The organism is Ensifer oleiphilus, assembly GCF_013371465.1.
Taxonomy (GTDB): domain Bacteria; phylum Pseudomonadota; class Alphaproteobacteria; order Rhizobiales; family Rhizobiaceae; genus Ensifer; species Ensifer oleiphilus.
The window spans coordinates 974,939-991,701 of the sequence record NZ_JABWDU010000001.1; the positions used below are offsets into that span (position 1 = coordinate 974,939).

The 16,763-nt window shown below is 62.3% G+C and carries 20 protein-coding genes; 9 read left to right on the forward strand and 11 right to left on the reverse strand.

Annotation, left to right across the window (positions count from 1 at the left end; all coding sequences use genetic code 11):
• The first annotated feature begins 62 nt into the window (after positions 1–62).
• Both HT585_RS04685 and HT585_RS04690 read left to right on the forward strand, forming a co-directional pair.
• Positions 63–665, forward strand: a complete 603-nt coding sequence (locus HT585_RS04685) for a superoxide dismutase (RefSeq protein ID WP_112808371.1) — start codon at positions 63–65, stop codon at positions 663–665.
• A 120-nt stretch (positions 666–785) separates the two neighbouring features.
• Complete coding sequence (locus HT585_RS04690) at positions 786–1,670, forward strand: metallophosphoesterase (RefSeq protein WP_176351821.1); 885 nt, start codon at positions 786–788, stop codon at positions 1,668–1,670.
• On the opposite strand, the gene HT585_RS04695 is transcribed toward HT585_RS04690, so the two are convergent.
• Complete coding sequence (locus HT585_RS04695) at positions 1,636–2,331, reverse strand: helix-turn-helix transcriptional regulator (protein ID WP_176351822.1); 696 nt, start codon at positions 2,329–2,331, stop codon at positions 1,636–1,638. The two genes, HT585_RS04690 and HT585_RS04695, sit on opposite strands and share 35 nt — an antisense overlap.
• Positions 2,332–2,463: 132 nt before the next feature.
• Here HT585_RS04695 and HT585_RS04700 point away from each other — a divergent pair, with 132 nt between their 5' ends.
• The 4 genes from HT585_RS04700 (at position 2,464) to HT585_RS04715 (ending at position 5,587) form a co-directional block, all read left to right on the forward strand.
• Complete coding sequence (locus HT585_RS04700) at positions 2,464–3,099, forward strand: LysE family translocator (protein WP_176351823.1); 636 nt, start codon at positions 2,464–2,466, stop codon at positions 3,097–3,099.
• A gap of 211 nt (positions 3,100–3,310) precedes the next feature.
• On the forward strand, positions 3,311–3,757 hold the full coding sequence (locus HT585_RS04705) for a c-type cytochrome (RefSeq protein ID WP_176351824.1): 447 nt from the start codon (positions 3,311–3,313) through the stop codon (positions 3,755–3,757).
• A gap of 165 nt (positions 3,758–3,922) precedes the next feature.
• Entirely contained in the window at positions 3,923–4,837 is a 915-nt protein-coding gene (locus HT585_RS04710; protein WP_176351825.1) for a c-type cytochrome, read from the forward strand.
• A 75-nt stretch (positions 4,838–4,912) separates the two neighbouring features.
• Positions 4,913–5,587, forward strand: coding sequence for a nitroreductase family protein (locus tag HT585_RS04715; RefSeq protein ID WP_176351826.1), 675 nt, complete (start codon positions 4,913–4,915; stop codon positions 5,585–5,587).
• Between the two features lie 12 nt (positions 5,588–5,599).
• Here the strand turns inward: HT585_RS04715 and HT585_RS04720 are convergent, their stop codons facing one another.
• From HT585_RS04720 to HT585_RS04735, 4 genes are all read right to left on the reverse strand, one after another.
• Positions 5,600–6,181, reverse strand: a complete 582-nt coding sequence (locus HT585_RS04720; protein WP_176351827.1) for a DJ-1/PfpI family protein — start codon at positions 6,179–6,181, stop codon at positions 5,600–5,602.
• Between the two features lie 10 nt (positions 6,182–6,191).
• Entirely contained in the window at positions 6,192–6,695 is a 504-nt protein-coding gene (locus HT585_RS04725) for a GNAT family N-acetyltransferase (RefSeq protein ID WP_173419327.1), read from the reverse strand.
• Between the two features lie 260 nt (positions 6,696–6,955).
• Positions 6,956–7,369: a MerR family transcriptional regulator gene (locus HT585_RS04730; protein WP_176351828.1), complete on the reverse strand. Its 414-nt coding sequence runs from the start codon at positions 7,367–7,369 to the stop codon at positions 6,956–6,958.
• Positions 7,370–7,481: 112 nt separating this feature from the next.
• Positions 7,482–8,348: an alpha/beta fold hydrolase gene (locus HT585_RS04735; RefSeq protein ID WP_176351829.1), complete on the reverse strand. Its 867-nt coding sequence runs from the start codon at positions 8,346–8,348 to the stop codon at positions 7,482–7,484.
• Between the two features lie 390 nt (positions 8,349–8,738).
• On the opposite strand from HT585_RS04735, the gene bla reads away from it, so the two are divergent.
• The gene (bla, locus tag HT585_RS04740; protein ID WP_176352184.1) at positions 8,739–9,629 is read left to right on the forward strand and encodes a class A beta-lactamase; all 891 of its coding nucleotides are present in this window, start codon (positions 8,739–8,741) and stop codon (positions 9,627–9,629) included.
• A gap of 143 nt (positions 9,630–9,772) precedes the next feature.
• Positions 9,773–9,943 carry a hypothetical protein gene (locus HT585_RS31660; RefSeq protein ID WP_246707565.1) on the forward strand — a complete coding sequence of 57 codons (171 nt, stop codon included), beginning with the start codon at positions 9,773–9,775 and terminating at the stop codon, positions 9,941–9,943.
• Here HT585_RS31660 and HT585_RS31665 read toward each other — a convergent pair.
• The 5 genes from HT585_RS31665 to HT585_RS04765 form a co-directional block, all read right to left on the reverse strand.
• Entirely contained in the window at positions 9,940–10,206 is a 267-nt protein-coding gene (locus HT585_RS31665) for an ATP-binding cassette domain-containing protein (protein ID WP_246707566.1), read from the reverse strand. The genes HT585_RS31660 and HT585_RS31665 overlap by 4 nt on opposite strands.
• A gap of 72 nt (positions 10,207–10,278) precedes the next feature.
• On the reverse strand, positions 10,279–10,734 hold the full coding sequence (locus tag HT585_RS04750) for a hypothetical protein (protein WP_176351830.1): 456 nt from the start codon (positions 10,732–10,734) through the stop codon (positions 10,279–10,281).
• Between the two features lie 105 nt (positions 10,735–10,839).
• Positions 10,840–13,173 carry a glucose/quinate/shikimate family membrane-bound PQQ-dependent dehydrogenase gene (locus tag HT585_RS04755; protein ID WP_176351831.1) on the reverse strand — a complete coding sequence of 778 codons (2,334 nt, stop codon included), beginning with the start codon at positions 13,171–13,173 and terminating at the stop codon, positions 10,840–10,842.
• Between the two features lie 346 nt (positions 13,174–13,519).
• Positions 13,520–13,819, reverse strand: a complete 300-nt coding sequence (locus tag HT585_RS04760) for a DUF6958 family protein (RefSeq protein ID WP_176351832.1) — start codon at positions 13,817–13,819, stop codon at positions 13,520–13,522.
• Positions 13,803–14,363: a GFA family protein gene (locus tag HT585_RS04765; protein ID WP_343213927.1), complete on the reverse strand. Its 561-nt coding sequence runs from the start codon at positions 14,361–14,363 to the stop codon at positions 13,803–13,805. Before HT585_RS04765 ends, HT585_RS04760 begins: the two co-directional genes overlap by 17 nt.
• A 110-nt stretch (positions 14,364–14,473) precedes the next feature.
• Here HT585_RS04765 and HT585_RS04770 point away from each other — a divergent pair, with 110 nt between their 5' ends.
• On the forward strand, positions 14,474–15,106 hold the full coding sequence (locus HT585_RS04770; protein WP_176351833.1) for a TetR/AcrR family transcriptional regulator: 633 nt from the start codon (positions 14,474–14,476) through the stop codon (positions 15,104–15,106).
• 45 nt (positions 15,107–15,151) lie between these two features.
• On the opposite strand, the gene HT585_RS04775 is transcribed toward HT585_RS04770, so the two are convergent.
• Positions 15,152–16,657: a protein adenylyltransferase SelO gene (locus HT585_RS04775; RefSeq protein WP_176351834.1), complete on the reverse strand. Its 1,506-nt coding sequence runs from the start codon at positions 16,655–16,657 to the stop codon at positions 15,152–15,154.
• Positions 16,658–16,763: the final 106 nt, after the last annotated feature.

Sequence of the window (16,763 nt, forward strand, 5' to 3'; positions counted from 1 at the left end):
GTGCCTATGTTCCCGCTCACAGATTTCTTTGACGAAATCCCATGCCAAGAGGAGATGCCCACATGGCTTTCGAATTGCCGAACCTTCCCTATGACTACGATGCGCTGGCGCCCTACATGTCGCGCGAAACGCTCGAGTACCACCACGACAAGCATCACCTCGCTTACGTGACCAACGGCAACAAGCTTGCCGAGGAAGCCGGTCTCGCCGACCTGTCGCTCGAGGAAGTCGTCAAGAAGTCCTATGGCACCAACCAGCCGCTGTTCAACAATGCCGGCCAGCACTACAACCACATCCACTTCTGGAAGTGGATGAAGAAGGGCGGCGGCGGCACCAGCCTGCCGGGCAAGCTCGACGCGGCCATCAAATCGGACCTCGGCGGCTACGACAAGTTCCGTGCCGATTTCATCGCAGCCGGCACCGGCCAGTTCGGTTCGGGCTGGGCATGGCTTTCGGTCAAGAACGGCAAGCTCGAAATCTCCAAGACCCCGAACGGCGAAAACCCGCTCGTTCACGGCGCTTCGCCGATCCTCGGTGTCGACGTCTGGGAGCACTCCTATTACATCGACTATCGCAACGCGCGTCCGAAGTACCTCGAAGCGTTCGTCGACAGCCTGATCAACTGGGATTACGTGCTGGAAATGTACGAAGCGGCTTCCAAGTAAGCCTCTCCACCATTCGATTTCGGGACCCGGCGCTTGCGCCGGGTCTTTTCGTTTGATCCGGTCGTGACGTGGGCGGCTCCGTCACCAAAGTGTCATCGCACGGCGCTAGGGAGGGGCGTCATGCACGCAGTCACACAACCTCTCCTCCGCTTCGGCGTCATCGCCGACCCGCAATACGCCGCCGTGGAACCGAACCTCGTCCTCGGCCGCTATTATGCCAACAGCCTGACGAAGCTCGCCGAAGCGATCGAGACCTTCAATGCGGAAGACCTCGCCTTCGTGGTGACGCTCGGCGATATCATCGATCGCGACTGGCAGAGCTTCGATGCCATCCTGCCGCTCTACGACAGGCTTCGTCATCCCAGGCACTTCCTGCTCGGCAATCACGATTTCCGCGTCGAACCGGAGCGGCTCGACGACGTCTTCGCCCGGGTCGGCATGCCTGGCCCCTATCAGACATTTGCGGCGGCCGGCTTCCGGTTCGTGCTGCTCGATGGCAATGAGGTCAGCCTCTTCGCCCCGCCACCGGGCGATCCGCGTCTTGCCGTCGCCGAGAGGTGGATCGAGACGTTGAAATCGCAAGGGGCCGATAACGCCCAGCCCTGGAATGCAGCACTTGGCGATGAGCAATTCGCCTGGCTGGAAGCGGAATTGCGCAAGGCGGAAGCTGCCGGCGAGCAGGTCGTCGTGATGGGCCACTATCCTGTCTATCCGCCCAATGCCCACAACATGTGGGACAGCGAACGCATCGTCGACCTTTTCTGCCGCTTCGAAACCGTCGCCGCCTATTTCTGCGGCCACAACCACGACGGCAACTACGGCATCGTCGACGGCACCCATTTCGTCAACATCAAGGGCATGGTCGAAACTCCGGATACGACGGCCTATGCGATCGTCGAGATCCATGCGGACCGATTGGAAATCCGCGGCTATGGCCGCGAAACGGATCGGACGTTGGGATTGACCACCGTCAGGCCCCGCCTGGCTGCGTCCGCCAGCCGCTGATCCAGAGATCCCGCAGGCCTTCGCCTTCGCCCGGGAAAAAGTCGTCGGTCGCTTCACAATGTTCGACCCGATCGGCGCGGAAATTGCGGATGGCCTGGCGCAGCTCGCACCAGGCGACGATATTGGCGGTCTCCGAATAATAGATCAGCGCGATCGGCCGGATCGTGCGTTCGGTGGCGCGGCCAAGTTCGTCGCGATAGTCGACGCCAAGCTTGCGCTCATCCCGGATCGCCCGGCGCACCAGCGCCAGATCGATGCCGGCGGGCGAGGGCGCCACCGTTCCCCACGCATGCAGCGCTTGGCTGCGAAAGGCGAGCCTGAGAGGCTCGGGCACAGCACCTGTGATCTTCTGGTTGACGCGGCCGGCAGCCGCCTTCAGTTCTTCGTCACCGGTGCGCGCCAGCAGCGCCAGCGCCAGCACGATCGCCTCGGTTTCCTCGATCGAGAACATCAGCGGCGGCAGGTCGAAGCCGGGGCGCAGGATGTAGCCGATGCCGCGCCCGCCTTCGATCGGCACCCGCATGGCCTGAAGTGCTGCGATATCGCGGTAGATCGAGCGCGGCGTCACCTCCAGCGTCTCGGCCATGTCAGCGGCCGTCACCGGCTTTCGGGCCAGCCTCAGGATCTGGATGATCTCGAACAGGCGTGACGCCTTGCGCATCGAAGAAACTCCGCCATTTCAAAACGCTCCTGACAAGACCCTGTCAGTTGGCGACGGTTATAACAGCTGGCAACGGATTGAAAAATAAGCAATCCGCTTAGGCAACGATCGAACGGACCTCGGACAACTGACATGAGCTACACGGAAAATCTCTGGCTTTTCTTCACCCTTCTTTTCGGCATCATCATCGTGCCGGGCATGGATATGATCTTCGTTCTGGCGAACTCGCTGACCGGCGGCCGAGCCTCCGGCCTGTCGGCGACGGCAGGCATCATGGCCGGCGGCGTGCTGCACACGCTTTATGCCGCGCTCGGGGTCAGTGTCATCCTTCATCTGGTGCCGCAACTCTTCAATGTTCTGCTGGTCGGCGGCGCCACATACATCGCCTGGATCGGGTATTCCCTTATCCGCAGTTCCATCACCATCGGCGGTATCGACGCCACCGGACGGCTGTCGCGCTGGGCGAGTTTTCGCCAGGGGGCTCTCACCAGCCTGATGAATCCAAAGGCCTATCTCTTCATGCTGGCCGTTTATCCGCAGTTTCTCAAACCCCAATTCGGGCCGATATGGTCGCAGGCCGCTGTCATGGCGGTGATGATCGCCGTGACCCAGCTTGCCGTCTACGGCGGTTTGGCGCTGGCCGCCGGCCGCGGCCGCGATTTCCTCGTCGGAAGCCCCGGTGCCACCGTCCTGATCGGCCGAGTGGCCGGCATCATCCTCGTATTGGTAGCTGCACTCACGGTCTGGCAGGGCTGGGCAGGGAGCTGATCGGGCGGCAAGTATAAACATGATTATTGTATTCATGTTATAAGAAGGGAACGGACGAGGCGATTGTCAATCGCCGCGTCCGTTTCAAATTATGCTGCTGCGACAAGGACATCAAAAAAATGTTACTTCCGTCGAATAGCTAAAATGCCATCATGCCGGCGCATTCAACACGAAGGCCGCAAAAGCGGATTCGACTGACCGGGAGATCACGATGAAGATACGCGCCCTTATGCTTGCCGCTGCCCTTGCAGGTCTCGGCGTTACCGCCGTCACTGCGGCCGATGAGCCGCAAGAGGTCCGTCAGCAACTGATGAAGAAGGTCGGCGCCGCGACGGGCGCGCTGGCGGGCATCGCCAAGGGCGAAAAGCCTTATGACGCCGAAATCGTGAAGGCATCGCTGACGACCATCTCCGAGACGGTCAAGGTATTCCCGGACCATTTCCCCGCCGGCTCGGAAACCGGCATGGAGACGGAAGCAAGCCCGAAGATCTGGGAAAACATGGATGATTTCAAAGCCAAGGCCGCCAAGCTTGGTTCTGACACGGATGCCGTGCTCGCCCAGCTTCCGGCTGACCAGGCCGGCGTCGGCGCTGCCATGGGCATTCTTGGCAAGGACTGCGGCAGCTGTCACGAGATCTATCGTGTGAAGAAGAACTGACAACGGGTCTTCAGGGAGAACTGATGATGATGCGCCGGCTCTCGCCGGCGCACTGAGACTATTGTCGTGACGTCCGGGACGCCACGACAGGTCGCGGTTTACCGCGTTATTTGGAGTGTGAGCGAAGCTCACGGATGAGGGTTGTGCAGTTGAAAAGGCAGTTTGATGGGCCGACGAATTAGAAAGCTTGTCTCAGGGATCGTGTTTCTGGGCCTCGTCGGCGGTGCGGCTTTCTGGTGGTTGACGAAGCCGGCGCCCTGGCCAGCGGATCATTGGGAGGCTTTGGGTGACCCGGATCTCACCAACGGCGAGCAGATCTTCTGGGCTGGCGGCTGCGTCAGCTGTCATGCAAAGCCGGGCAGTGAGGGTGATGCACGGCTCGTTCTTGCCGGTGGCGCGCCGCTGAAGAGCCCATTTGGCACTTTTCACGCGCCCAACATCTCGCCGGATGAAACGGCCGGGATCGGCTCATGGACGCTTGCCGAATTCGGCAATGCGATGACGCGCGGTGTCGGGAGAAACGGCGAACACCTCTATCCGTCTTTCCCCTACGCCTCCTATGCGCGGATGACGCCGAAGGACATCAATGACCTCTGGGGCTACCTGAAGACGCTGCCGAAGGCGAGCGATGTTGCCCCTGGCCACGAGTTGCCGTTCCCCTACAATATACGGCTGGCGCTCGGCGGCTGGAAGCTGCTGTTCCTTACCGACACGCCGCGCGTCGCCATCGATGACGCTGATCCGAAGCTGGCGCGCGGCCAGTATCTGGTCGAAGGGCCGGGCCACTGCGGCGAGTGCCATACGCCGCGAAACGCCCTTGGCGGCCTGGAGCCGGCGCAGTGGCTGGCCGGCGCGCCGAACCCGGAAGGCGAGGGACGCATCCCCAACATCACGCCCGGTTCGAAGAGCATCGGCGGCTGGAGCGTCTCCGACATCGCCTCTTATCTTGAAACTGGCTTCACGCCGGAATTCGATTCCGTCGGTGGCACCATGGTTGAAGTTCAGAAAAACATGGCGAAGCTGACCGCTGCCGATCGGGAGGCGATCGCCGCCTACCTCAAGGCCATTCCTGCCCTTTGAAGGGCAGGGAGGACCCGCTTGATTCCGGGTCGCCGGCGCGCTCTAACTCTTCCCGGAAAGAGGAGGAGATCGACGATGCGTACCCATGAGACCTTGCCCTACGACCAATGGATCGAGCGCAGCCCGGAGGAGATGGCGGAGCGGGCGGAGCAGTTCTACGAGGACGTCAATCGTCGTCGCACCACGCGCTACTTCAGCGAACGGCCGGTGCCGCGCGGCGTGATCGAGACCTGTCTTTTGGCGGCCGGCACAGCCCCGAGCGGCGCGAACCACCAGCCCTGGCACTTTGCCGTCATCGAGAGCGCCGAGATCAAGGCGAAGGTACGCGAAGCGGCCGAAGAGGAGGAGCGCGTCTTTTACCAGCAGAAGGCGCCACAGGAGTGGCTCGATGCGCTGGCACCGCTCGGCACTGACGAGGAAAAGCCATTCTTGGAGACGGCACCCTATCTCATTACCATCTTCTCGCAGAAACGCGGCGGTCCCAATCCGGGCGACATGAAGAAGAACTACTACATCAACGAGAGCGTCGGCATCGCCACCGGCATCCTGATCACCGCTCTGCACCACGCCGGCCTCGCGACATTGACCCACACGCCTGCTCCGATGAATTTCCTCAACGACATCTGCGGGAGGCCGGACAGCGAAAAGCCGTTCCTGATCCTGGTGGTCGGTTATCCCGCACCCGATGCGACCGTGCCCGTCGCAGGCAAGGTGAAGAAGCCTCTCGATCAGATTTCGACCTGGCTGTGACGGCCGGGTCGCTCAAGCGGCCGTAGTGACGGCCGCATGCTCGCGGCCATAGAGTGCCGCATAGCCGTCGAAGTCGGGCGTGCCGAGGCCAACTGCGCGAAAGATCTCGACTGCAAAGGTGACCGGTGCGGTGCCGGCCGCCGTGACGACGCGCGCGCTGCTGCATGCTTGCGGTTGATCGCGATAATGGCCCTGGCCGTGATAGCCGCGGAGCGAGACAAGACTGTCCGCGCCGTTCCCAGTGTGGTCAGTGGCGTCGAGAATCCCGCTCGAGGCCAGCGCATCGACACCGCCGCAGATTGCCGCAACCAACCGTCTTTCCCGATGAAACGAACGGATCGTTCCACCGAGATCGGGGGCATCGGCGGTACCCCAGATCGCGCCGCCGCAGATGACCAGGCCGTCGAAGCCCGCGGGGTCGAGTGCGTCGATCGACAGATGGGCGGAGACATCGAGGCCACCCATCGACGTCACCGGCGCGCCATCAGGGGTGACGACCTCGATATCGACACCGAGATGCGCGCGCGCCGTCGCCATCAACAGCGCGCATTCCCAATCCGCAAAGCCTTCGTGAAGCACGATTGCAAGCCGCATGGTCTGGTCCTCAGCCAAGCTTCTGCATATAGCGCATGCCCGTCACCGGACGAGGGACGAAACGCTCGGATTCGTAGAAATGATGTGCCTTGAAATTGCCGGTCGCCGCACTGACCGAGAGGTAGTCGCAACCGGCCATCTTGGCCTGCTCGCGGGCCTTGGCGACGAGGTGGCGGCCGATGCCGGTGCCGCGATTGTCGGAGCGCACGAAGAGATGATGCAGCTCCATGCCGCGCGCGCCTTCCGCAGCCCGGTATACCGGCACGAGGATGGCATAGCCGATCAGCCGGTTGCCGGCTTCGGCAACAAGCGCCGTGATCCAGGGGCTGCGGCCGAAGAGATCGCGCTCGAGCTGCTCCGGCGTGATCGGCGCCGCGTCGCCATGATGGGCGGCGAGCTCGGCGATCATTTCGCGCAGTTCGGGCAGGTCGCGCTGCTTGGCGCAACGGATCGTCACCATCGGCGGGCGCGTCGATGGCAGCGGATGAAGGGAGGGGATGGCGGTCTGTAACAATGTCGGCTCCTCATGGTTCTGTCGCCATCAGGTGCCGTGAAAAACAAAAGCCGCCTGATGGCGGCCTTGTTGAATATGATCAGCAGGCCGCTCCTATGGGAACAGCCAAAAATACACGCGGCAGATGGGTGCGTTCTTGATCATGTGCGTAGATTGTCCGTTTCTGAACGTTTGTCAACGGGGATTTTTGCATCTGGTTGGGGATAGGCGAGGAGGCCGATGTTCGAAGTCGCCCTCAATCGGCTCTTCCTTATCGAAGTTCAATGGTCGGTCCCGCACATCGAATGATCGGCAAGCGCGCGAATGACATAGCAGTCGCCGATCGTGTGGTCGCCGTTGCAGGCGACGATGCGTTCGAGTTCGCGCTCCAGCTTCTGCAACTGAGCGATCTTCTCTCGCACGGTGATCAGATGTTCCTTGGCGATGCGGTCGGCTTCGCCGCAGGGGCGCTCCGGGTGCTGGCTTAATGCCAGCAGATCGCGGATCGATTCGATCGACAGTCCGAGATCGCGGGCATGGCGGATGAAGGCAAGGCGTTCGAGTTCGCGCTTCTCGTAGCGCCGCTGGTTGCCTTCCGAGCGTTCCGGCGCTGCAATCAGACCCATCTGCTCGTAGTAGCGGATTGTCGGGATTTTTACGCCCGTGCGACGGGAAAGATCGCCGATCGAATACATGCCGATGCTCCAAATCTATAGCTTCTGGAGCATTAGATAATCGCTTTCCGGAAATGGTCAATGTAGGCCCGGGAGGAAAGGCCCGGTCGGGCCTTTCCGTTGGCAATCCGGGCTACCGCGCGAGAAAGGAAAGCAGCGTCTCGTCGAAGAGATCGCTTTCCTCCAGTTGCGGTGTGTGGCCACTTTTCTCGAACATGCGGACGGTCAGATCTGCAAAATCCCCGCGATAGGCATCCCAGGCTTCGGCAGGCGCAACGAGATAGTCGGATTGCCCGAGTGCAAGGAGCACCGGCATCGCAAGCCGGTCGAGCCCGGTGCGGATATCGATGTCGCGAAACACCTCGCCCCAGAGATGGTCGAAGACGGGATTGTTGACGGTGACATCACGCCATAGCGGGGCCGCGTCGAAGGCAGGCACGAACCAGCTCTTGGCGCCGAGCCGGACCAGCAGCGACTTGAACCGCTCCTCGGGTCGGGCGGCGATATCGGCGCCAAGCTCGGCCATCTCGCGCCCGAAGATCGCCTTGCGCTCTGGCGCCACGAGCTCTTCCCATCGTCGATCCGCGAACGCCATGTGCTCGGCGGAATGACTGGGTCCGGTGCCGACCATGACCACATGGCTGACATGCTGCGGATGGCGTTTGGCATATTCGAGCGCCATATAACCATGACCGGAGTGGCCGAGGATGGCGAAGCGATCGAGGCCTAGGTGCTGGCGCAGGCGCTCGATATCACCGAGCACCGTCTCGAAGTCGATATCATCGCGCGAATAGGCCGCATGTACCGGCGCAAAGCCGCGGTGATCGATGAAATGGAGCTTCATCCGCCGGCGCAGATGCTGCGAGAATGTCCGGGGATAGTAGACGGCGCTGCCGACAATGAGCAGCGGCGTGCCGCTGCCCTCGACGCGATAGCCGAGCTCGAAGGGACCGGCGCGCAGACTACCGGTTCCTGGTAAGGGTGAATGGGTCGTCGTCATGGATAGGATCCTGCAAACGGCCGGAGAACGATGGTTCAAGAGTTGGCGTCCTCATCGGCCTAAAAAGAGCGTCCACGCCAAGCGGAGCCGCAAAGCGACCTTGGCGTCGGTGTATCTTTCTTGCCGGTGAGCGTCGCTAACGGATCAGGCGCACGGATCATTTTCCCTGTTTGCTGCGGTTTCATACCATCTCGTCCGGCGCAACTGCAACCGTCGAAACGGGTCGCTCGGGACGTCTGCTCATTCTGAAAGGGGTGGCACAAGGACGCCACAATCGGCGCCTAGCGATCTGCGCAGCATTCGATTCGGCTTGATTTCGGCTCGAATGCCTCTTTTGCAACAGTCAGTTAGAGTGTCGTCATGTATGCGCGCCGCTCGACGGAGGAACACGTGTCGCTGCTCATCAATCGCCGTCAACTGCTCGTCGGCTCGGCGCTTCTGTGCCCCACAATCGCCTTTGGCTCGATGGGAAAAGCCGCCCCTTCTGTCGGCGCGGATGTCGATGCACGACTGGCCGAGCTCGAAAAGCGTACCGGTGGTCGGCTCGGCGTTTCCGTCCTCGACATGGAAACCAACATCTCCTTCGGCTGCCGCGAGGATGAGCGTTTCGCCATGTGCTCGAGCTTCAAGACGCTTGCCGCCGGCTTCATTCTGGCCCGCGCGGATCAGGGCGCCGAAAAGCTCGATCGCCGTATCGTCGTTGCGCAGAAGGACATCATCGCCCATTCGCCGGTGACCGGGAAACATGTCGGCGGCGAGGGCATGACAATTGCAGAGCTCTGCGCTGCGACGATGACGACAAGCGACAACGCTGCGGCGAACCTCTTGCTCGAAAGCTTCGGCGGTCCTGCGGCGCTGACGGCCTGGTTGCGCACGATCGGCGACGAGACCACCCGTCTTGATCGCAACGAACCGACACTGAACGAAGCAAAGAAGGGCGACCCACGCGACACGACGACGCCGGCGGCAATGCTGGAGACACTCGGCAATCTCGCCTTCGGCCCGGCACTCGCTGAACAGTCGCGCAAGCTTCTGATCGAATGGATGGTTGCCAACACCACCGGCGATGACCGCATTCGTGCCGGGCTGCCGAAGGGATGGGTTGTCGGCGACAAGACGGGAACGAATGCCACGGGCTCGGCGTCCGACATCGCGATCGTCTGGCCTAAGGGCAGGGGGCCGCTGGTGATCGCCGTTTATATCGCCGAGGCGACGGCGCCGCTTGCCGAGTTGAACACCGTCTTTGCCGATGTCGGCCGGTTGGCGGCGGAGATGGTTTAGCCGGAGGTCGCCAGGTCGGCATTGGCCGCAGCGGTCTCCGCCGCGCGTCACTTCTTCAGCCGGATGACCTGGTCATCGACGCCGATGACGCTCTTGCGGTGGGTGATGGCGATCACCGTCACCTGGCCGCAGACTTCGCAGATATGCGCCATGATATCGCGCTCGGTTGCCTCGTCGAGCGCCGAACTGGCTTCGTCGAGAAACAGGAATTCGGGATCGTCGTAGAGGGCGATGGCGATACGCTGACGCTCGCTGCCCGAAAGCTTGAGGCCACGTTCGCCGACCGACGTGTCGACGCCGCGGGCAAAGCCTAGATGAAGTCGAGGATGGCCGCCTTGCGGGCAGCCGCGACAAGGTGGTCATGGTCTTGCGGCCGGCCGAGCGCAATGTTGATGGCAAGGCTTTCGTTGAGCATCACGATGTCCTGCGGCACAACGCCGACCTTTGCGAACCAGTCGGCGCGAGAAATGTCCGTGAGATCTTGGCCGTCCATATAGATCCGACCCTTGGTTGGCTCGATCGATTTCGGCACCAGCTTGAACGCCGTCGACTTTCCAGCGCCGGTCGGGCCGACCAAATAGGTGACGCGCCCGCGTTCCGCCGGGTGCGCCGATTCAAGGAAAAGTTGAGAGTTGTTGGCGGGCTTATTTCAGGCTGCAGGGCTTCCGTCGGCGATATCGGATGCGGTATCATCGCGCTGCTGGTCGATGCCCATCGCGCGCTCGACCGCTTTGCGTATTTCTTCTTCGATCGCTTCGCGCTGTGTCGCGTCCATCGCCTTGAGTTCGTCTTCGGTGATGCCGTGCGCTTCGAGGATCTGGGCGCGAATCTGCTCCGCGAAGCTCATCTTGGCGCGTTTCAGGAACTCGTCGCCGACAGTATCGCCCTGTTCGCCGGTTCCGATTGAAGGCTTGGCTTCCTCTTCCCGGGTCGCGCTGATCCAGAAGGCGTTCGACAGCGAGGCTGAGGTGGATGCCGGCGCAACGGTCGGCGACAGCCGCGGTCGCGCATCGGTGTTGCCATTTTCCTCGAGTGGTGCGACCGGTCCCGATTGGGCGCGGCGCTGCGAGAAGTAGTAGTTCGAGATGCTGTTGTCGATCTTCATGGGAATCCCCCGGAATCTTCTGTCCGGGGGAAGCTGCTTTCGGTGGCTTGTGTGGGGCTTGCCGATACAACCCAATAGCGAGAATTAGGGGTGTCTTCTCGCGCTTTAGGGCAGGGTATAGGCGATGACGTAGTCTCCCGGCTTGGTGCCAACCGAGCCGTGGCCACCGGCGACGATCAGCACATATTGTTTGTCACCGACCGTATAGCTCATCGGCGTCGACTGACCGCCGGCCGGAAGGCGTGCTTCCCAGAGTTGCTTGCCCGTCGTCAGGTCATAGGCGCGCAGATAGTCGTCCACCGCCGCTCCGAGGAAGGCGACACCGCCCTTGGTGATCATCGGTCCGCCGATGCCGGGAACGCCGACCTTGAAGGGCAGCGGCAGCGGCGTCATGTCCTCGACGGTGCCGTTCTTGTGCTTGTAGGCGATCTTGCCCGTCCTGAGATCGGCGCCCGCGACGTAACCCCATGGCGGCGCCTGGCAGGGGATGCCAAGCGGGCCCAGGAACGGACCCATGAAGACGCCATAGGGCGCGCCGTCGTTGCGGTTGAGGCCCTGCTCGGAACCCTTTTCATCCTGGCCTTTCGGCGGGATCTGGTCGCGCGGAACGAGACGCGAAGTGAAGGCGAGGTAGGTCGGCATGCCGAACATCACTTGCCGTTCCGGGTCGACTGCGACCGAGCCCCAGTTGAACGTGCCGAAATTGCCGGGATAGACCAGCGTTCCCTCCAACGACGGCGGCGTGTAGCGACCTTCGTATTTCAGCGAGCGGAACGAGATGCGGCAGGCGAGCTGGTCGAACATGGTCACGCCCCACATGTTCCGCTCCTGCAGCGGTGCTGGCATGAAGGTGAGGCCTGAGACCGGCTGGGTCGGCGCGGTGAAATCCTCCGGGATAGCACCCGCAGGTGCTGCGACTTCCTCGACCGGAATGATCGGCTCGCCGCTCCTGCGATCGAGCACGTAGATATCGCCCTGTTTCGTCGCTCCGACGAGCGCCGGCACGACCGTGCCGTCCTCCTTGGTGATGTCGAGCAGTGCCGGTTGCGCTGGCACGTCCATGTCCCAGAGGTCGTGGTGTACGGTCTGGCGCACCCAGCGCACCGCGCCGGACGTGATGTCGAGCGCGACGATCGAGGAGGAGTATTTCTCGACGTGTTCGCTGCGCCCCATGCCGAGCTGATCCGGCACCTGGTTGCCCATGGGGATGTAGACAAGACCGAGGCCCTCGTCGTAGCTGAATACCGACCAACTGTTGGGCGAGTTGGTGCTGTAGGTCTGCCCCTCAGGCAGCGGCGTCGTCACGTCAGGGTTGCCGCTGTCCCAGTTCCAGAGGAGGGCGCCGGTGTTGATGTCGAACGCGCGGATGACGCCGGATTGTTCCTGGGTGGAATAGTTGTCGTTGACGGCGCCACCGATGATCAATTTGCCGGCGACGGCGACCGGCGGCGAGGTCGAGTAGTAATAGCCGGCCGGATTGTACTTCATGCCCTTTTCGAGCTGCAGCACGCCGTTGTCGGCAAAGCTGGTGCATACGGCCCCCGTCGCCGCATCGAGCGCGATCAGTCGCGCGTCCGATGTCGGCAGATAGACCCGTTCGGCGCAGACGCTGCCGGCGGTCGCCGCCGGATCGGCCCAGTAGGTGACACCGCGGCAGGTCTGGTGCTGGCGGTCCGGGTTCATGCCGGAGTTGCTGTCATACTTCCACTTTTCCTCGCCGGTTGCCGCATCGAGCGCGATCGCCCAGTTGTGCGGCGTGCAGGCATAAAGCGTGTCCTTCACCTTGATCGGCGTCACCTGATAGGTGGTCTCGCCCACGTCCTCCGGACGTTTGACGTCCCCCGTCTGATATTGCCAGGCAAGCTTGAGGCTTGCGACGTTCTCGGGAGTGATCTGATCGAGCGGCGCGTAGCGCTGGCCGAAGGGCGTGCGCCCGTATTGATGCCATTCGCCTGATGGTACGTTGCCGCCAAGCGGCGGATTGGCCGTGACCACGTCGCTCGGCAGGTCGCCGCGGATATCGTGCGGGTCCTGGGTCATCGAATAACCGGCAATGCCGATCGAAACGATGACGGCGAGCGCCAGCGGCCAGGCACCGGCGGCATACCGTTCGCCTGTCGGGCTCTCGAAACCGAGCGGACGCCGGATTGCCGGCAGCATCAGCCACAGGCCGAGAAGCACGATGATGCCGCCACGGGGCCCGAGCTGCCACCAGTCGAAGCCGACTTCCCAGACGGCCCAGGCGAGCGAACCGAGGATGACGAGCGCATAGAGCCAGATCGCTGCGGCGTTGCGCTTGAAGAGAAGAATGGCCGTCAGCAGGAAGCCGATACCGGCGATGAGATAATAGGGACTGCCGCCAAGCATCAGGAGCTCGATTCCGCCGCCGCCGAGCGCAAGACCGATAAGGGCGAAAACGATGGCAGTCAGAATAAGCATGGTGGGAACTCCCGAATTGAAGAACGGCGCCGCTGCACGGCTTTTTCATTTTGGCGGCCCGGACGAACGGCCACGCGGGAAAAATCGATTTCGGGGTCGGCGGTCGCGAGGAAGGCCGCGGCCGTCAGATCGGGCTTGGGCCAGTCTCGTGACTGCCCGCCCCCTAGCACCTAACGCGCCGGCCGTGCCTTTCAATAGCCACAATTTCGCAGCGCAAAAATTTAAGGTGTCCGCAATGAAGTTGCGCGCCGGGCAGCTGAGCGAAGCTTCGCCGCTTCAGCCGTTGCGCGGCAGGCAACGGTTTGCCCGCAGCGAGACGATTGAGGGAAGGGTCGGTGAGGGCTGTCTAGGCGAGCCGAAGGCGTAGCGGTTTGGTGTTTTTCCGGCGCAAAATGCCCTTGGCCTCGAGGTCGAGCTGGACCGCCTTCAGCCACCAGCCAGCCTTCTCGCCGCCTGGAAAGAGATTGTCCGGCAGCAACGGTAGGAGCTTCTGTTTTGCTTGTGCAACCGTAAGGGGCGTCTGCTCACGGGACAGGGCGGTGAGGAGCGCGTCCTTCATGGCATCATACTTGACCTTGTCGACGCGGGTGATGTGTCCGGGCGAAACGATGTTCTGAATCTCGATCTTTTCACGTTCCGTGGCCATCAAGCGCTCCCTTCACATAGTCGATGTCAGGGGACCGAAACGCCATTGCGGCCCAGGCACCGATGAGCTTCAGCATGAACTTTCCGGAATGCCCGGCGTAGCTGGGCAGGCCGTCCGTGATGGCGACGCCCGCCCGGCGATCCCGCGTCATCACCCGCATCTGTAAAGGCGGTCGGTCCTGCTGGTCGAGGCGCTGCCGGTAGAGCGTCAGCCAATGGCCACCGGTAAACTCGAGGAACATCGGTGTATTGCAGCAGGTGGCGATAACGCGCCTGGTCTTGGAGGTCGGCGTCAACCGATGTTCGCACAGCCGATCGGCGCCGCATACGCAGTCGATCCGGTCCTTGCGGAACAGAACGAAGTCCGTGGAGCCGTCGCCGTTGAGCACCGGCGCTGCGCCTGGAAGCGCCTCGAACAATTCGCCTGCTTTGCGGCAGCTTTCGCAATAACAGGCGGTTGCGACGATCGGCCTGCCGGTGGCGCGCATGTGCACCTGGCCGCAGCTGCAGCGCGCATTCAAAGTCCTGCTTTCGCTCCTACGCACCTGCAATCTCCGCCTTCAAACTCAAATCAAACTGTACCGTCCAGTTTGATTTGTCAATGCGGTCGTGCTAACCGGGATCGTGGACGCACATGAAAGGGTGGTGGTTGAGAATGACGAACCCCGTCGAGATGCGGATGACGAAAAAGCGCCAGTCCATCCTGGCCGCCGCCGCCGAGCTCTTCCTCCAGCGCGGTTTTCTTGCGACGAACATGGACGAGGTTGCGGCGATGGCCGGCGTGTCGAAGCAGACCGTCTATGCCCATTTCGGAACGAAGGAAGCGCTGTTCCTCGATATCGTCACCGGCATGACGGGTTTGGCCGGCGATGAACTGGAAGAGCAGGTCGCTGATCCCGTCGATGGGCGCCCGATCATGGATTTTCTGAAGGATTTCGCCGAGCAGCAGCTGGCGATCGTCATGACGCCGCGGCTGATGCAGTTGCGACGCCTGGTGATCGGTGAGGCCGAACGCTTTCCGGAACTGGGAAAAAGACTGCACGCGAAAGGGCCGGGTCGGTCGATCGACAGGCTCACGAAAGCCCTTGCCCACTACCGCGAGAGCGGCGATGTCGAGGCGGATGACCTGCGTGCCGCCGCGTCCTTCTTCAATTGGTTGGTCATGGGCGAGCCCGTGAACGACGCCATGCTGCTCGGTGACCGGGCCATTCCTGATGCCGATGCTCTCCACTCGCACGCAAAGGAAAGCGTGCGGATATTCCTCTCGGCCTATGGCCGGAAGTCATAGCCAACGACCATGGCAGGCAAGCGCTGCGCACTTGTCGACTTGTTCTCAGGTGCCGCAGAAGGTTTGTCGCACTTCCTCATCCGGCTGCGGCGGATCAGCATAGGACATAAAACGTGGCTGGTCTTCGTAGGGCTTTGACGTCACGTCGACGAGCGCTTCGAAGAGGGAGAAGTCGGCATCCTCCGTCGCAGCAACAATCGCCTGTTCGATCCGGTGATTGCGCGGGATGTAGGCCGGGTTGACCGCCCTCATTGCAACGGTGCGCTCGTTCGTGGTTCCCGGCTCCCGTTCAAGACGCTTTCGCCAGTCGGCGAGCCAGGACGTAACGGCGGTGGGTTCGGCAAACAGGGAGATCAGGGCCGTATCCGCACCTGGGCTGACCGCACACTCGCAAAGCCTGCGGAAAGCAAGGGTGAAATCGGCATCCGCCTGATGCATGGCGGTCAGCAGGCCCTGCACGAGGTCAAGATCGCCTTCCTCTTCACCGGCAAGCCCGATTTTGCGGCGCATGCCTTGGAGCCAATGCCGCTGGAAGATCGCGCCATATTCGCCAAGAGCGTCGTTGGCGAGGTCGACCGCTGTCGCGGCCACCGGGTCGAAGAGTGGCACCAGCGTCTCGGCAAGCCTCGTCAGGTTCCACTGGCCGATCGCCGGCTGGCTGGCATAGGCGTAGCGCCCGAACTGATCGATCGACGAAAACACTTTCTTCGGGTCATAGGCATCCATGAAGGCGCAAGGGCCGAAGTCGATGGTTTCGCCCGAGATCGCCATGTTGTCGGTGTTCATCACGCCGTGGATGAAACCGACATGCAGCCAGCGGGCAATCAGCGCCGCCTGCCGCGCCACCACAGCCTTGAAGAAGGCGAGATAGGGGCGCTCGTCATTCTTGACGTCCGGGTAGTGGCGGTCGATCGCGTAGTCGGCCAGCGCCTGCACCGAAGCCATGTCACCGCGCGCGGCAAAAAACTGGAAGGTGCCGACCCGGATATGGCTCGCAGCAACACGAGTAAAGACGGCGCCGGGCAGGATCCGCTCGCGATAAACAGGTTGGCCGGTCACGACAGCCGCAAGCGCCCGCGTCGCCGGGATGCCGAGCGCGAACATCGCTTCGCTGACGATGTATTCGCGCAGCACCGGGCCAAGTGCCGCCCGACCATCGCCGCGGCGCGAAAAGGGCGTCTGTCCCGGTCCCTTCAACTGGATATCGCGCCTTTGCCCGCTCCGATCGATGACTTCGCCGAGAAGGATCGCGCGGCCGTCGCCCAGCTGCGGCACGAAGGTGCCGAACTGATGGCCGGCATAGGCCATGGCAAGTGGCGCAGCGCCGGCAGGCACGCTGTTACCGGAAAAGATCTGGGCGCCGTCGCGCTCGATGGTGTCGACGTCGAGGCCGAGGTCTTCGGCAAGTGACCGGTTGAGCTTGATCAGCCAGGGCTCGGCAACCGGCGTCGGATCGACACGGGCGAAGAACTGCGACGGCAGTCGCGCAAAACTGTTGTCGAAACGGAAAGCGTCAGTTTCGGCGCTCGGCGAAGGCGGCACGTAGTTCATGGTTCAACGGTTAGCGGCACCCGCCGGGACATTCCGGCCACCGCCCTTTCGGACCAAGTCTACACGAGCCATCTCAATTTCGCGAGGGTTGGCTGGCAAGGCGGCG

Excerpts from the sequence above, each read along its gene's own strand:
- HT585_RS04730 (WP_176351828.1), bottom strand. The coding sequence starts at position 7,369 with ATGTATTCGATCGGCGATCTTTCCCGTCGCACGGGCGTAAAAATCCCG.
- HT585_RS31660 (WP_246707565.1), top strand. The coding sequence starts at position 9,773 with ATGCGCCATGATATCGCGCTCGGTTGCCTCGTCGAGCGCCGAACTGGC.
- HT585_RS04710 (WP_176351825.1), top strand. The coding sequence starts at position 3,923 with ATGGGCCGACGAATTAGAAAGCTTGTCTCAGGGATCGTGTTTCTGGGC.
- HT585_RS04760 (WP_176351832.1), bottom strand. The coding sequence starts at position 13,819 with ATGGCCACGGAACGTGAAAAGATCGAGATTCAGAACATCGTTTCGCCC.
- HT585_RS04775 (WP_176351834.1), bottom strand. The coding sequence starts at position 16,657 with ATGAACTACGTGCCGCCTTCGCCGAGCGCCGAAACTGACGCTTTCCGT.
- HT585_RS04755 (WP_176351831.1), bottom strand. The coding sequence starts at position 13,173 with ATGCTTATTCTGACTGCCATCGTTTTCGCCCTTATCGGTCTTGCGCTC.
- HT585_RS04750 (WP_176351830.1), bottom strand. The coding sequence starts at position 10,734 with ATGAAGATCGACAACAGCATCTCGAACTACTACTTCTCGCAGCGCCGC.
- HT585_RS04735 (WP_176351829.1), bottom strand. The coding sequence starts at position 8,348 with ATGACGACGACCCATTCACCCTTACCAGGAACCGGTAGTCTGCGCGCC.
- HT585_RS04700 (WP_176351823.1), top strand. The coding sequence starts at position 2,464 with ATGAGCTACACGGAAAATCTCTGGCTTTTCTTCACCCTTCTTTTCGGC.
- HT585_RS04695 (WP_176351822.1), bottom strand. The coding sequence starts at position 2,331 with ATGCGCAAGGCGTCACGCCTGTTCGAGATCATCCAGATCCTGAGGCTG.
- HT585_RS04685 (WP_112808371.1), top strand. The coding sequence starts at position 63 with ATGGCTTTCGAATTGCCGAACCTTCCCTATGACTACGATGCGCTGGCG.
- HT585_RS04715 (WP_176351826.1), top strand. The coding sequence starts at position 4,913 with ATGCGTACCCATGAGACCTTGCCCTACGACCAATGGATCGAGCGCAGC.
- HT585_RS04770 (WP_176351833.1), top strand. The coding sequence starts at position 14,474 with ATGACGAACCCCGTCGAGATGCGGATGACGAAAAAGCGCCAGTCCATC.
- HT585_RS04690 (WP_176351821.1), top strand. The coding sequence starts at position 786 with ATGCACGCAGTCACACAACCTCTCCTCCGCTTCGGCGTCATCGCCGAC.
- HT585_RS04705 (WP_176351824.1), top strand. The coding sequence starts at position 3,311 with ATGAAGATACGCGCCCTTATGCTTGCCGCTGCCCTTGCAGGTCTCGGC.
- HT585_RS04720 (WP_176351827.1), bottom strand. The coding sequence starts at position 6,181 with ATGCGGCTTGCAATCGTGCTTCACGAAGGCTTTGCGGATTGGGAATGC.